At 66.3% G+C, this 12,807-nt stretch carries 13 protein-coding genes; 5 read left to right on the forward strand and 8 right to left on the reverse strand.

Annotation, left to right across the window (positions count from 1 at the left end; genetic code table 11):
- Positions 1 to 405 precede the first annotated feature (405 nt).
- Complete coding sequence (locus VGV41_RS13985) at positions 406 to 1,266, reverse strand: DUF3108 domain-containing protein (RefSeq protein ID WP_326864453.1); 861 nt, start codon at positions 1,264 to 1,266, stop codon at positions 406 to 408.
- A 304-nt stretch (positions 1,267 to 1,570) separates the two neighbouring features.
- Here VGV41_RS13985 and rpmB point away from each other — a divergent pair, with 304 nt between their 5' ends.
- Positions 1,571 to 1,861 carry a 50S ribosomal protein L28 gene (rpmB, locus tag VGV41_RS13990; RefSeq protein WP_326864454.1) on the forward strand — a complete coding sequence of 97 codons (291 nt, stop codon included), beginning with the start codon at positions 1,571 to 1,573 and terminating at the stop codon, positions 1,859 to 1,861.
- A 62-nt stretch (positions 1,862 to 1,923) separates the two neighbouring features.
- On the opposite strand, the gene VGV41_RS13995 is transcribed toward rpmB, so the two are convergent.
- The 4 genes from VGV41_RS13995 to VGV41_RS14010 all read right to left on the reverse strand — a co-directional run bounded on the left by VGV41_RS13995 (position 1,924) and on the right by VGV41_RS14010 (position 6,965).
- Entirely contained in the window at positions 1,924 to 2,967 is a 1,044-nt protein-coding gene (locus VGV41_RS13995; protein ID WP_326864455.1) for an esterase-like activity of phytase family protein, read from the reverse strand.
- An 89-nt stretch (positions 2,968 to 3,056) separates the two neighbouring features.
- Positions 3,057 to 4,952 (reverse strand): cobaltochelatase subunit CobT, encoded by a 1,896-nt coding sequence (gene cobT, locus VGV41_RS14000; protein ID WP_326864456.1) that lies wholly within the window; start codon positions 4,950 to 4,952, stop codon positions 3,057 to 3,059.
- A gap of 212 nt (positions 4,953 to 5,164) precedes the next feature.
- On the reverse strand, positions 5,165 to 6,151 hold the full coding sequence (gene cobS, locus VGV41_RS14005; protein ID WP_326864457.1) for a cobaltochelatase subunit CobS: 987 nt from the start codon (positions 6,149 to 6,151) through the stop codon (positions 5,165 to 5,167).
- 211 nt (positions 6,152 to 6,362) lie between these two features.
- Positions 6,363 to 6,965, reverse strand: a complete 603-nt coding sequence (locus tag VGV41_RS14010) for a J domain-containing protein (protein WP_326864458.1) — start codon at positions 6,963 to 6,965, stop codon at positions 6,363 to 6,365.
- A gap of 129 nt (positions 6,966 to 7,094) precedes the next feature.
- Here VGV41_RS14010 and VGV41_RS14015 point away from each other — a divergent pair, with 129 nt between their 5' ends.
- On the forward strand, positions 7,095 to 7,370 hold the full coding sequence (locus tag VGV41_RS14015; RefSeq protein WP_326864757.1) for a BolA family protein: 276 nt from the start codon (positions 7,095 to 7,097) through the stop codon (positions 7,368 to 7,370).
- Between the two features lie 2 nt (positions 7,371 to 7,372).
- Here VGV41_RS14015 and VGV41_RS14020 read toward each other — a convergent pair whose 3' ends face one another.
- The 3 genes from VGV41_RS14020 to VGV41_RS14030 are packed head-to-tail and all read right to left on the reverse strand — an operon-like array spanning position 7,373 to position 10,375.
- Positions 7,373 to 8,656 carry an HlyC/CorC family transporter gene (locus VGV41_RS14020; RefSeq protein WP_326864459.1) on the reverse strand — a complete coding sequence of 428 codons (1,284 nt, stop codon included), beginning with the start codon at positions 8,654 to 8,656 and terminating at the stop codon, positions 7,373 to 7,375.
- Positions 8,657 to 8,660: 4 nt separating this feature from the next.
- The gene (gene aroB / locus VGV41_RS14025; protein WP_326864460.1) at positions 8,661 to 9,788 is read right to left on the reverse strand and encodes a 3-dehydroquinate synthase; all 1,128 of its coding nucleotides are present in this window, start codon (positions 9,786 to 9,788) and stop codon (positions 8,661 to 8,663) included.
- Entirely contained in the window at positions 9,785 to 10,375 is a 591-nt protein-coding gene (locus tag VGV41_RS14030) for a shikimate kinase (protein ID WP_326864461.1), read from the reverse strand. The genes aroB and VGV41_RS14030 overlap by 4 nt, the downstream gene beginning before the upstream one ends.
- Positions 10,376 to 10,522: 147 nt before the next feature.
- On the opposite strand from VGV41_RS14030, the gene VGV41_RS14035 reads away from it, so the two are divergent.
- The 3 genes from VGV41_RS14035 to VGV41_RS14045 are packed head-to-tail and all read left to right on the forward strand — an operon-like array spanning position 10,523 to position 12,693.
- The gene (locus VGV41_RS14035) at positions 10,523 to 10,675 is read left to right on the forward strand and encodes a histidine kinase (RefSeq protein ID WP_326864462.1); all 153 of its coding nucleotides are present in this window, start codon (positions 10,523 to 10,525) and stop codon (positions 10,673 to 10,675) included.
- Positions 10,676 to 10,687: 12 nt separating this feature from the next.
- Entirely contained in the window at positions 10,688 to 11,650 is a 963-nt protein-coding gene (locus VGV41_RS14040) for a site-specific tyrosine recombinase XerD (RefSeq protein WP_326864463.1), read from the forward strand.
- 56 nt (positions 11,651 to 11,706) lie between these two features.
- Positions 11,707 to 12,693 carry an acetyl-CoA carboxylase carboxyltransferase subunit alpha gene (locus tag VGV41_RS14045; protein ID WP_326864464.1) on the forward strand — a complete coding sequence of 329 codons (987 nt, stop codon included), beginning with the start codon at positions 11,707 to 11,709 and terminating at the stop codon, positions 12,691 to 12,693.
- Positions 12,694 to 12,807 lie beyond the last annotated feature (114 nt).

Genomic DNA, 12,807 nt, shown 5'->3' on the forward strand with positions numbered 1-12,807 from the left:
CACTACGAGATGTAGGAAGCCGTCCGGCAGATGCCACCAGTCCTATTCGGCTCGTGACCGACCCGGTCGAATTCCAGACAAGTTTCGTTAAAATCCGCGCGGCGACGGCGAGTCCGAGCGGATTTGCAGGTAATCACGCCAACGGCGCAGCACGCTACCGCCGCTGTGCCACAGTGCGACGACATCGGCGCCGCTTTTAAGGGTTCGGAACGAGTCTGGAACGAAACACGCCCGAATCGCTGACTCGATGGCTGTATGGATTCGTTCACGGCCACATCTGGAACAGGCAGGCCAGAGTCCCACTAGATCGGGTGCCGGGACGCGGATTTTCCGGGCTTTTTCAGCATCAGGTCTTAACGCGGCGCCGAACCGGCCCGCGGCGGAAGAGTCAAGGCGATTGCAAATTTATTTGGTCGACGAGGCGCGCGTCGGCGTTACGGTGGAGACGAACTGCGTCGCCTGCAGCACTACCGGGCCGATCGGCGTCGGCCCCTGGGCGTGGATCGGCACCAGCACGTGCGTGCCGGTGATGGGCGCGAACCACACCTCCATGTCCTTCAGCTTGGCGATGTACTTGATCGCGTAGCGCGACGGGATGTAGCCGGCGATCGGCGTGAAATTGACCGAGCAGACCAGCGCCGGCCCGGCATAGCCCTTGTCGGTCTTGACCTGCTCGATGCGCTTGTAGGCGAGCTTGAGATCGTAGCGCAGGCGGCCGTCGAAGATGGCGAGCGTGCGGTCGCAGGTCGCGGGCGCCATCGGGTTGGCGGCGTCGGGCGCACGCAACAGGCTCGCCGTCATCGGGTCGAGGATGCCACGCTCATGCGCCGGCGTGATCGGGACGCGCTCGGGATCCTTGTCGCGCGGGGGCTCGAGCCGCGTGTCCTTGACGTCGCCGTGATTGATGGTGAGGCGGACCTCGTCCGACTTCTGGCGGGTGGTGATGGTGGCGGCGTAGATGGAGCTCAGCGGGATGCCGCCGCTGGTGAGTGTGCCGCGGGCCGCGCTGGTGCCCTGACCGCCGGTAAAGACCCGCAACAAACCAGTGGTCGCACCGCTTGCGGCGGCCAGATAGTGCGTGTCATTGACGTCGACCATCCACGAGCCGGTGCCGATCGGCAGGCCGGCGAGCGTCACTTCGTAGCGGGCCTCAAGCTTGCCCTGCGCCGACGCCGGAACGGCTGCGGCCAGCGCCAGCGCGCCGCCCGCCCACGTCATCGTCCGGATGGCCTTGCCCAGCGCTCGCATGAGTTCCCAGATCGTCATCCCGGCGGCTCGGCTTTGCCGCAACCCCTTACCGTAGCCCAAAGATCGGCGCGGCTGACAGAACCACGGCCATTAAATTCATCAGACAGCGGGGATTTGGTCGAATGTTTGTCGCCGCCGGGCGCCTCTGACCGGGGGGCACAAAGCCGTCCGGAGGGCGTGGATCTGGCGCGGAAACCCCTTAGATATCAGGCGTGCCGCGGGCTTGACGCTGCCCGCCGGCCTCTCTATACGTCCGCCTTCTTGACAAAAGACCGGCTGGGCGCGGGTTTGACGCAGCCCCCGGCGTTTCGAGGATTTGACGATGTCGTTCCGTTGCGATCTGACCGGCAAGGGGCCGTTGGTCGGCCACAAGGTCAGCCATTCGAACATCAAGACCAAGCGTCGGTTCCTGCCGAACCTGCAGAACGTGACGCTGATCTCGGAGACGCTCGGTCGCTCGGTGCGCGTGCGCATCTCGACCAATGCATTGAAGACGGTCGATCACCGCGGCGGCCTGGACGCCTTCCTGCTCAAGGCGAAGGACACCGAACTGGCGCCGAAGATGGTCGAGCTCAAGCGCCAGATCCGGAAGAAGCAGGCCGCGGCGAGCTGATCGCCCCCGCTTCGTTTCGCACTGCGACGCCGCCCCTCGGGCGGCGTTTTGCTTTTGGGGGATCACTCGCCCATGAGCGCGAACTGCAGCAGCAGCGTGCGCTGGATGACCGAGAAATTGTCGTCGGAGATCAGCGTCAGGATCGTCTCGCCGTCCGGACCTCGGCTGACGCCGATGCCTTCCATGTTGTCGATCTGATAGCCCATGTCGGCCGTGACCACGACCGGGCCGTCGATCAGCGCGCCGTCCTTGATCGCCGACAGCGGAATGCGGCGCATGCGCATGGCGACGCCCTTGGCCAGCGAGAAGCTGCGTTCGAGCACCAACAGGTCGTGCGACGGCAGCACCGCGCAGTCGCTGACGTCGAAATCGTCGCTACGCTTCACCGAGAAGCGCGCGACGCGATCGCCTTCGAACAGAAAGGCGCGGTGATTGCCGTGCGCGTCGAGGCTGCGCTCGGTGATCGCGATCAGGTCACCGGCGAGCGGCCCGCCTTGCGGCGGCGCGGCCAGGCATTCGAGACTTTTGTTGAATTTGAAGGTCTTGAACTCCGCCGGCACCTTGATCGGCTCGCCGCGCGCGGCGAAGCCGAACTTCTTCAAGTCGAAACGCACGATCTGCTCGACGCGTTCGATGCCGACATAGAACTGGCCGTCGCGCTCGGCGAGCGATTCCATGTCGAACCAGCCGCGGCTGGCGAGCGGCGCGCCGTCGGGCCCGAGCGCCGGCGCCATCTCGGCATCGGCAATGGCGGCCGGCCGGCCATCCCTGGAGACGATGCGCGCACGCAGCCACGAGCCGTTGTCGCTGGCCGCGATGAAATGCACGCCGTCGGGCATCATGTGCAGCGCCGACAGACCGCCGAATGCCGGATATTTCGACGTCAGCACCAGGCCGCCGCGGAACTCGAGCGCGCCAAAGCGCACGCCTGTCGGATCGCGGTTGTCGAAGGCGGCGATCGGCGTCGCATCGATGCTGATGGCCGTCGGCGCCGCGCTGGTGTGCAGGCCTTCGGCGGCGATGGCCGCGACGATGACCAGCAACGCGGCCGCGACCGCGCCGGGCCAGATCCAGCGCCGGCGGAGGACAAACGCGGGCAGTCTCACCACATCCTCCGCTCGTCGCGAGGGTCAGGCCGCACGCAAACGCGACACGTTCTACAACGGCTCAGGATCGCCTAACCCTGCGCTGGCAATCAGGCGACGCGGCGGCGCGTTCGCCGCACCGGCCGTTCCGCGGCCGCGGCGTGCTCTTCGAACAGCTCGGCCAGCTTCTCGGTCATGGCGCCGCCGAGCTCCTCCGCGTCGACGATGGTGACCGCGCGGCGATAGTAACGCGTGACGTCGTGACCGATGCCGATGGCGATGAGCTCGACCGGCGAGCGGGTCTCGATCTCCTCGATCACCCAGCGCAGATGCCGCTCGAGATAATTGCCGGGATTGACCGAGAGCGTCGAGTCATCGACCGGCGCACCGTCCGAGATCATCATCAGGATCTTGCGCTGCTCGGTGCGCGCCAGCAGGCGCTTGTGCGCCCAGTCGAGCGCCTCGCCGTCGATGTTCTCTTTCAAGAGACCCTCGCGCATCATCAGGCCGAGATTCTTGCGCGCGCGCCGCCACGGCGCGTCGGCCGACTTGTAGATGATGTGACGCAAGTCGTTGAGCCGGCCCGGATTGGCCGGCTTGCCCGCGGTGAGCCAGTGCTCGCGCGACTGCCCGCCCTTCCAGGCGCGCGTGGTGAAGCCGAGGATCTCGACCTTGACGCCGCAGCGTTCCAGCGTGCGCGCGAGGATGTCGGCGCAGGTGGCGGCGACGGTGATCGGACGGCCGCGCATCGAGCCCGAATTGTCGAGCAGCAGCGTCACCACCGTGTCGCGGAATTGCATGTCCTTTTCCGCCTTGAACGACAGCGGATGGAACGGATCCATGACGATGCGCGACAGGCGTGCCGGATCGAGCATGCCCTCCTCGAGGTCGAATTCCCACGAGCGGTTCTGCTGCGCCATCAAGCGACGCTGGAGGCGGTTGGCGAGCCGCGCGACGACGCCCTGCAGACTGGAGAGCTGCTTGTCGAGATAGCCGCGCAGGCGGTCGAGTTCCTCCGCCTCGCACAGATCCTCGGCCGCGATGGTCTCGTCGAACTTGGCGGTGAAGGCGCGATAGTCCGGGCCGCGCGGCTGGTTGTCGCCAAACTGGCGCGGCCGCTGCGGCTCGCCGGGCGTCTCGGCGTCGCCCATGTCGCTGTCTTCCGCCATCTCGGAGGTCGCGGCGTCGGCGGCTTCCGCGGCGGAATCGGGCATGTCCTCGGCGGAGGCCTGCGCGTCCTCCATGCTCGAGCGCTGCATCTCCTCGGATTCGGAAGATTCGCCCTCCTCACCCTGATCCTGCTTGCTCTGCTCGTCCTCGCCGTCCTCCTCGTCTTCGGAGTCGGAGGAACGGTCCTCGCCCATTTCGAGCGAATCGAGCAGGTCGCGCACGGCGTCGCCGAACTGGCGCTGATCTTCGATCAGCGAGTCGAGCCGGTCGAGATCCTCGCCGGCGCGGTCCTCGATCAGCGGCCGCCACAGATCGACGAGCTTCTTCGCCGTCGCCGGCGGCGCCTGACCGGTCAGGCGCTCGCGCACCAGAAGCGCCACCGCTTCCTCGATCGGCGCTTCCGAACGCTCGGTGACCTGGTCGAACTTGGCGCGGTGAAAGCGGTCGTCGAGCATCGCCGTCAGGTTCTTGGCGACGCCGTCCATGCGTCGCGCGCCAATCGCCTCGACGCGCGCCTGCTCGACAGCCTCGAAAACCGCGCGTGCCTGCTGCCCGGTCGGCTGCATGCGCCGGTGCATCGCCTGATCGTGGCAGGCGAGCCGCAATGCCATGGCGTCGGCATTGCCGCGCACGATGGCCGCTTCCGCCTTGGTGAGCTTGCGCGCCGGCTCCGGCAGCCGCGCCTTGCCGCCGATCATGCCCGGCCGCTCGGCCGCGAAGGACACTTCGAGATCGGGTTTGCGCGCCAGCGCGCGCATGGCGCCGGTGACCGCCCGCTTGAACGGCTCGGTCGGCGCTTCCTTGGCGGGCGTTTTGCCTTTGATGTTGGAGGCCATTTGGCTCTTCTCCCTCTCCCCGTTCTTACAACCGAACTCGGGTCCACCCGGGTTCGGTCATTCATTCAGTGACCGAAGTCGGAAACATCCGACTTCGGTTGAGAGGGTCGGGGTGAGGGGGCGTTAAAACTTATGTCGGCGAAAACTGCGAAGCCCCCTCACCCGGCTCGCTTCGCTCGCCGACCTCTCCCCACAAGCGGGGAGAGGTGAAATCAGCTCAACGCTACATTCACAGCGCTTTCCGGCAACTCGACGCCGAAGCAGCGCTGATAGAACTCGGCCACGATCGGCCGCTCAAGCTCATCGCACTTGTTGAGGAAGGTGAGCCGGAAGGCGAAGCCGATATCGTTGAAGATCTCGGAATTCTCCGCCCAGGTGATCACCGTGCGCGGGCTCATGACCGTCGACAGGTCGCCGTTCATGAAAGCGTTGCGCGTCAGATCGGCAATGCGCACCATCTTGTTGACGATGTCGCGACCCTTGTCGTTGCGATAGTGCTTCGCCTTGGCGAGGACGATCTCGACTTCGTTGTCGTGCGGCAGATAGTTCAGCGTCGTCACGATCGACCAGCGGTCCATCTGGCCCTGGTTGATCTGCTGCGTGCCGTGATAGAGGCCCGAGGTGTCGCCAAGACCGATGGTGTTGGCGGTGGCGAACAGCCGGAACGACGGGTGCGGCTTGATCACGCGGTTCTGGTCGAGCAGCGTCAGCCGGCCCGATGCTTCAAGCACGCGCTGGATCACGAACATCACGTCCGGGCGGCCGGCGTCGTATTCGTCGAAGCAGATGGCGACGTTGTTCTGCAGCGCCCACGGCAGGATGCCGTCGCGGAATTCGGTGACCTGCTGGCCTTCCTTCAGCACGATCGCGTCCTTGCCGATCAGGTCGATACGGCTGATATGGCTGTCGAGGTTGACGCGCACGCAGGGCCAGTTGAGTCGCGAGGCGACCTGCTCGATGTGCGTCGACTTGCCGGTGCCGTGATAGCCGGTGACCATCACGCGGCGGTTCTTGGCGAAGCCGGCGAGAATGGCGAGCGTGGTCGGCCGGTCGAACCGGTAATCCGGATCGAGCTCGGGCACGTATTCGTCCGGTTGTGAGAACGCGGGCACTTCCAGGTCGCTGTCGATTCCGAACACTTGCCGAACCGACACTTTCATGTCCGGCAGGCCGGTCTTTTCTTGAACTGCGGCAGTCATTGATCCTCCGTGGGCTTCGCGGATCCGAAGCCCCTGATACGGTCCGACATCACGGTCCGGCTGATGGCGGCAACCTAGCAGACCGGCCGAGCCGGCAAAACCCGGCAGGCGCGGCGCAAGTCGCTTCTGCTATGCAGGAAAGATAGGGTCTGCGGGAGCGAGGCGAAAGACGGTTCCACCTTACCGCGCCGGGAAATTTGTACCGCCTAAATCAGGCAAAACCCACAGATTTCAGATAGTTATAGGACTGGATGACCTCAACCAGGCGGTCCTCGGTCGAGCGATCACCGCCATTGGCATCGGGGTGATGGCGCTTCACCAGTTCCTTGAAGCGCGCCTTGACCTGCACCGCGGTCGCCGTGGGGTCCAACCCAAGAGTATCGAGCGCTTTGCGCTCCGCATTGCGCACCGGCCGCGCCGCCTCGGCACGCTGTTGCTGCTCGGCCTTCAACCCTTCGGAGAACAGGCTGAACGGATCGCCGTGCGCGCCGAAGGTCTGCCCGTCCGGCCGCGGCGTGCTCTTCCCGGTGCCCATCTTCCAGGTCGGGCGGTGACCGGTGAGCGCGTCCTTCTGGTACGCCATCACCGCGTTGTCGCTCATGCCTTTGAAGAAATTGTAGGAATGGTTGTACTCGCGCACATGGTCGAGACAGAAGCGCCAGTACTCGTTCTCGCGATCGCGGCCCTTGGGCGCGCGATGCGAGGCCTTCTCCTTGCAGCCATGCCAGTCGCAGGTCGGCCCGGCCGTTTTTGGACGGCGGTCCTGCGACGGTTTCACGCGGATACGATCGAACAGAGGTGAGTCGAATTTCATGACCGAACACTATGCGCCGACGGCGATGACGCCTTCAAGACTTGACATGGGGCGAAGCAACGCGATTCCGCCGCAAAGCGGACCAAGCAGACATTGACCGGCGGCCCGCCGTTGCTTAACTCGAACGGCATGCGCACCGTGGATGTTATCTCAGAGAAACTCACCGAAGCTTTCGCGCCGCACAGCCTGAAAGTGGAGGATGAATCCCACCGCCACGAAGGCCATGCCGGGCACCGGCCGGGCGGGCAAACCCATTTCAGGGTCTATATCGTGTCGGACGCCTTCAAAGGGAAGAGCCGGATCGAGCGCCACCGCATGGTCAACGCGCTCTTGGCGGGCGAACTCGCCGACGGCGTGCACGCGTTGGCCATCCACGCCGCCGCGCCGGGCGAAGGCGGAATGTAGCCCTACTCCGCCGCTTTCGGCTTCGGCAGCGGCTGGATGCGCAGCGCGGTGATGCGATTGCGCGCCTTGCGCAACACCCTGAAACGGAAGCCGTGGAACGTGAAGCTCTGCCCGATTTCCGGGATCGAGCGCGCCTCGTGAATGACGAGGCCGGCGATGGTGGTCGCCTCCTCGTCCGGCAGGTTCCAATCCATCACGCGGTTCAAGTCGCGGATCGGCACGGCGCCGTCGACATTGACCGAGCCGTCCGGCTGTCGTCGCACGCCGGGGATGGCGACGTCGTGCTCGTCGGTGATGTCGCCGACGATCTCTTCGAGAATGTCCTCGAGCGTGACGAGGCCTTCGACCTCGCCGTATTCGTCGACCACCAGCGCGAACGGCGTCTTGCGGCGGCGGAACGCCTTGAGCTGCTCCGACACGGGCCGCGTGTCGGGCACGAACCACGGCGCCGTCATCAGCGCGGCGATATCGACCTTTGAAGCGTCGCCGTCGACCGCGTGCAGCGCGCGCAGCAGGTCCTTCACGTGCAGCACTCCCACGATGTTCTCGGGATTGCCGCGCCAGAGCGGCAGCCGCGTGACCGGCGACGCGATCACCGCGTTCACCAGATCCTCCGGCTTCTCGTCGGCATCGAGCATGATCATGTTGGTGCGGTGGATCATCACGTCCGACAGCGCGAGCTCGCGCAGGTCGAGCACGCCGCCGAACATGTCACGGTCGAGCTTCTCCACGCCGCCCTCGCGGTGGAAGAGATCGACGGCGCCGCGCAACTCCTCGCGCGCCGACAACACCGCCTGATCCTCGCCGACGACGATGCCGACGTGCTTGAGCAGCCAGCGCACCAGCGCCTCGATCGTCATCAGGATCGGGCCGAGCACCTTCACCACCCACTGCATCGGGCGGGCGACCTCGAGCGCGATGCGGTCGGGCGCGTTGAAGGCGGCGGTCTTCGGCAGCACCTCGGCGAAGACGACGATGATAATCGTCATCACCACGGTCGCGTAGGCGATGCCGGCCGAGCCGAACCAGGTGAGCAGCACGCCGGTGGCGAGCGAGGAGGCGGCGATGTTGACGGCGTTGTTGCCGAGCAAGAGCGCGCCGATCAGCCGCTCGCGGCTGGCGAGCAGGCGGTTGACGATGCCGGCGCGGCGCTCGCCCTGCTTCTCCAGCCGCGCCATGCTGGCGCGCGACGACGCGGTCAATGCCGTCTCGCTGCCGGCGAAGAAGGCCGACAGCAGGAGGCAGATCACGACGACAACGAGCGATATCCAGTCGGCAGCGGTCATGGGGTCAGGCGACGGCGTCAGTCAGAAACGCGCGCACGTCGGCAGGATCGACATTGCTTTCGATGAAGGCCTGGCCGATGCCGCGCACGAGAATGAAAGTGAGCGCGCCGCGTTTCACTTTCTTGTCCTGTGCGATCAGACCCATCAAGGCATCGACGCCCGGGACGCCGCCGGGAACCTCCCTAACATGGGTCGGCAGGCCGACCGCCGCAAGGTGCGCCCTGGCCCTCGCGGCGTCGGCGGCGCTGCAAAGGCCTTTGCGCGCCGAGTAGTCGAACGCCATGACCATGCCGAGTGCCACCGCCTCGCCGTGCAGCAGCCGCTGCGAGAAACCGCAGCCGGCTTCGAGCGCATGGCCGAAAGTATGTCCGAGATTGAGCAGCGCCCGCTCGCCGGTCTCGCGCTCATCGCGCGCGACGATGGCCGCCTTGGCGCGGCAGCAGACGGCGATGGCGTGCTCGCGCGCAGGGCCGCCCGCGAACATGTCCCGCCAGTTCTGCTCCAGCCAGGCGAAGAAGCCGGCGTCGCCGAGCAGCCCGTATTTGGCGACCTCGGCATAGCCGGCGCGGAATTCGCGCGGCGGCAGCGTGTCGAGCAGCGCCGTGTCGGCGAGCACCAGGACCGGTTGATGAAAGGCGCCGATCAGGTTTTTGCCATGGCGGGAGTTAATGCCGGTCTTGCCACCGACCGAGGAGTCGACCTGCGCCAGCAAGGTCGTCGGCACCTGCACGAAATCGATGCCGCGGCGAACGCACGACGCCGCGAAGCCGGCGAGGTCGCCGATGACGCCGCCGCCCAGGGCAATCGCGAGATCGCCGCGCTCGATCCGCGCGCCGATGATCTCCTCGCAGACGCGCTCGAAGGTCGGAATGTTCTTCGAGCCCTCGCCCGGCGCCACGACGATGCGCGACGAGGCGACGCCGGCTTGCTTCAGCGCGGCCTCCGCCGCCGCGAGATGATGCGACGCGACGTTCTCGTCGGTGACAATCACCGTGCGCGCGCCAGCACGCAGCTTCGCAATCGTCTGGCCGAGCGTGGCGGCGATACCACGGCCGATGACGATGTCGTAAGCTCGATCGCCCAGCGCGACCGGAACGGTGATGGGTTCGCGCGCTCGCAGCGGCGCCGTCATGATGTTTTCTCCTCCTGCGCCGCCGGCAGATACCTCGGCATAGCAGCGATGATCTCGTCGACGATGGTCTCGTGCGGTTCGTCGCGCGATTGCACCGTCATGTCCGCCTGCGCATAGAGCGGTTCGCGCTGTGGCAGCAAGTCCTTGATGCGATCGACCAGCGGCCGTTCGCCGCGGCGGCGGGTGCGCTTGAGCAGCACGTCGAGGTCAGCCTTGAGCCAGATCGACAGGCTCTTGTCGCGGATCAGCGCACGCGTCTGCGCGTCCATCACGGCGCCGCCGCCGGTCGCCAGGACCTGCGGCCCCTGCTCGAGCAGGCGGGCGATCACACGCGCTTCGCCGGCGCGGAAATAGGGCTCGCCGTGGCGGGCGAAGATGTCGGCGATGGTCATACCGGCGGCGTTCTCGATCTCGGTGTCGGCGTCGATAAAGGGGACGCCGAGCCGGCCGGCCAGCCGGCGGCCGATCGACGACTTGCCGGCGCCCATCATGCCGACCAGCACGACGGAACGCGCGCCCAGCGCGCGCACGATGCGCGCTTCCGGGCTTGCCTCCACGGCCGGTTTTTGAACGGCGCCGTTTACCATGCTAGGATGTCCAAATCGCCTCCACGGTTCCATATACCAGCAATCGCGACACCGCGAGGGCGCCCTTGCCAGCGCACATGGAAACGTGGTCGTAACCCAGGGCGGGCGAAGGTCGGCCCGCACCTGCCTTGCCGGATGCCTTGAGCCATGCCGAGCCTGTTCCGCTTCCTGATGTTCCTCGGCCTGATCGGCGGCCTGGCCTATGGCGCCGTGTTCTCGCTCGCCAATTTCGTCAAATATCAGCCGCGCGAGATCATCGTGACCATTCCGCCCGGCAAGTTCGTCAAGCAGCAGCAGTAGCGGCCGGCAGCGATGGCCCGGGGGGCATCCGACCAGACCTTCATCGAACTCTTCCTCGACATGCTGGCGGCCGAGCGCGGCGCAGGCGCCAACACGCTCGCCGCCTATCGCAACGATCTCGACGATCTCTCATCCTTCCTGCGCGCGGCAGGAAGGAACATCGCCGACGCCGATACTGACGATCTGCGCGGTTTCCTCGCCGATCTGACCGAACGCGGCTTCAAGGCTTCGTCACTGGCGCGGCGGCTGTCGGCGGTGCGGCAGCTCTATCGCTTCCTCTATGCCGAGGGAAAACGCGGCGACAATCCGGCCGCGGTACTGGAAGGGCCGAAACGCGGCCGCCCGCTGCCGAAGGTGCTGTCGATCGCCGAGGTCGATGCGCTGCTCAAGGAAGCGCAGCGGCAGGCCGACGACACCACGCCAGCGCCGGCGGCGCGGCTGCGCGCGATGCGGCTGCTGTGCCTGCTCGAAGTCGTCTACGCCACGGGCCTGCGCGTCTCCGAGCTTGTGGCGCTGCCGGCCTCGGCGGCGCGGCACGACCAGCGCATGCTGGTGGTGCGCGGCAAGGGCGGCAAGGAACGGCTGGTACCGCTCAATCAATCGGCCAAGACGACGATGGCCGCCTGGCTGGCGCTGGCGGCCGAGGCCGGCCGCAAGGGGGAGAACAAATGGCTGTTCCCGTCCTTCGGCGAGCAAGGCTACCTCACCCGTCAGCATTTCGCCCGTGAACTGAAGGCCTTGGGGGTGGCCTGCGGCATCGCCCCGGCGCGGCTGTCGCCGCACGTGCTGCGCCACGCCTTTGCCAGTCATTTGCTGCACAACGGCGCCGACCTCCGCATCGTGCAGACCCTTCTCGGCCACGCGGACATTTCTACGACACAAATCTACACGCATGTCCTCGAGGACCGGCTCAAGACCATGGTCCGCGACTTGCACCCGCTCGGACAAGGTGGCACGCGCAATCCGCCCCGGTAGAGCCAAATTAACCCCTTTGGTTGACTACTCGGCCTCGGATACGTCAGTTCAGACCCATGCTCAGTCCCGGAAATCTCCGCAGCTATCTCGACTTCGAAAAGCCCGTGGCCGAACTTGAGGCCAAGGTCGAGGAACTGCGCGCCATGGGCGAGGCGAACAGCGCCGTCGCCATCGACGACGAGGTCATGCGCCTCGAAGCCAAGGCCGGCGCTGCGCTGAAGGAGATCTACGAGACCCTGACGCCGTGGCAGAAGACGCAGGTCGCGCGCCATCCGCAGCGGCCGCACTGCCTCGATTACGTCGCCGGGCTCATCACCGATTTCACGCCGCTCGCCGGCGACCGCAAGTTCGGCGAGGACGAGGCCGTCGTCGGCGGCTTCGGCCGCTTCAAGGGCGAGAGCGTCTGCCTGCTCGGTCACGAGAAGGGCTCGGATACCGAGAGCCGGTTGAAGCATAATTTCGGCATGGCGCGGCCGGAGGGCTATCGCAAGGCGGTGCGCCTGATGGAGATGGCCGAACGCTTCTCTATCCCGTTGATCTGTCTGGTAGATACGGCCGGCGCCTATCCCGGCATCGGCGCCGAAGAGCGCGGCCAGGCGGAAGCCATCGCGCGCTCGACCGACGTCTGCCTGGGTCTCGGCGTACCCAACGTCGCCGTCATCCTCGGCGAAGGCGGCTCGGGCGGCGCCATCGCGCTCGCCACCGCCAACCGCGTGCTGATGCTCGAGCACGCGATCTACAGCGTCATCTCGCCGGAGGGCGCCGCCTCGATCCTGTGGCGCGACACCACCAAGGCGCAGGACGCCGCCACCAACATGAAGATCACCGCGCAGGACATGGTGCGCTTCGGCGTGATCGACACGATCATTCCCGAGCCGACCGGAGGCGCGCACCGCGATGCAGCTGCGGCGATCGCGACGACAGGCGACGCCATCGCCAAGGCGTTGAGCGAACTCAAGGGGCTCGACGCCGCCGCCATTCGCAAGCAGCGGCGCGAGAAGTTTCTCGACATGGGCCGGGCCATGGGCCGCGCCGCCGGCTGATACGGGCGTGGATAACCCGCGCGGCGGCCCTCGGGCTGCTTCGCAACGACCCGAATGTGATTTACGTCAGATTTACCATAGGCTTAGAGGAATTTGGCGGTGGCCGTCTACGCC

Source organism: Pseudolabrys sp. (assembly GCF_035943735.1).
Taxonomy (GTDB): domain Bacteria; phylum Pseudomonadota; class Alphaproteobacteria; order Rhizobiales; family Xanthobacteraceae; genus Pseudolabrys.

Coding starts and splice junctions, on each gene's coding strand:
- VGV41_RS13985 (WP_326864453.1), bottom strand. CDS start 1,266: ATGACGATCTGGGAACTCATGCGAGCGCTGGGCAAGGCCATCCGGACG.
- rpmB (WP_326864454.1), top strand. CDS start 1,571: ATGTCGTTCCGTTGCGATCTGACCGGCAAGGGGCCGTTGGTCGGCCAC.
- cobT (WP_326864456.1), bottom strand. CDS start 4,952: ATGGCCTCCAACATCAAAGGCAAAACGCCCGCCAAGGAAGCGCCGACC.
- cobS (WP_326864457.1), bottom strand. CDS start 6,151: ATGACTGCCGCAGTTCAAGAAAAGACCGGCCTGCCGGACATGAAAGTG.
- VGV41_RS14010 (WP_326864458.1), bottom strand. CDS start 6,965: ATGAAATTCGACTCACCTCTGTTCGATCGTATCCGCGTGAAACCGTCG.
- VGV41_RS14015 (WP_326864757.1), top strand. CDS start 7,095: ATGCGCACCGTGGATGTTATCTCAGAGAAACTCACCGAAGCTTTCGCG.
- VGV41_RS14020 (WP_326864459.1), bottom strand. CDS start 8,656: ATGACCGCTGCCGACTGGATATCGCTCGTTGTCGTCGTGATCTGCCTC.
- aroB (WP_326864460.1), bottom strand. CDS start 9,788: ATGACGGCGCCGCTGCGAGCGCGCGAACCCATCACCGTTCCGGTCGCG.
- VGV41_RS14030 (WP_326864461.1), bottom strand. CDS start 10,375: ATGGTAAACGGCGCCGTTCAAAAACCGGCCGTGGAGGCAAGCCCGGAA.
- VGV41_RS14035 (WP_326864462.1), top strand. CDS start 10,523: ATGCCGAGCCTGTTCCGCTTCCTGATGTTCCTCGGCCTGATCGGCGGC.
- VGV41_RS14040 (WP_326864463.1), top strand. CDS start 10,688: ATGGCCCGGGGGGCATCCGACCAGACCTTCATCGAACTCTTCCTCGAC.
- VGV41_RS14045 (WP_326864464.1), top strand. CDS start 11,707: ATGCTCAGTCCCGGAAATCTCCGCAGCTATCTCGACTTCGAAAAGCCC.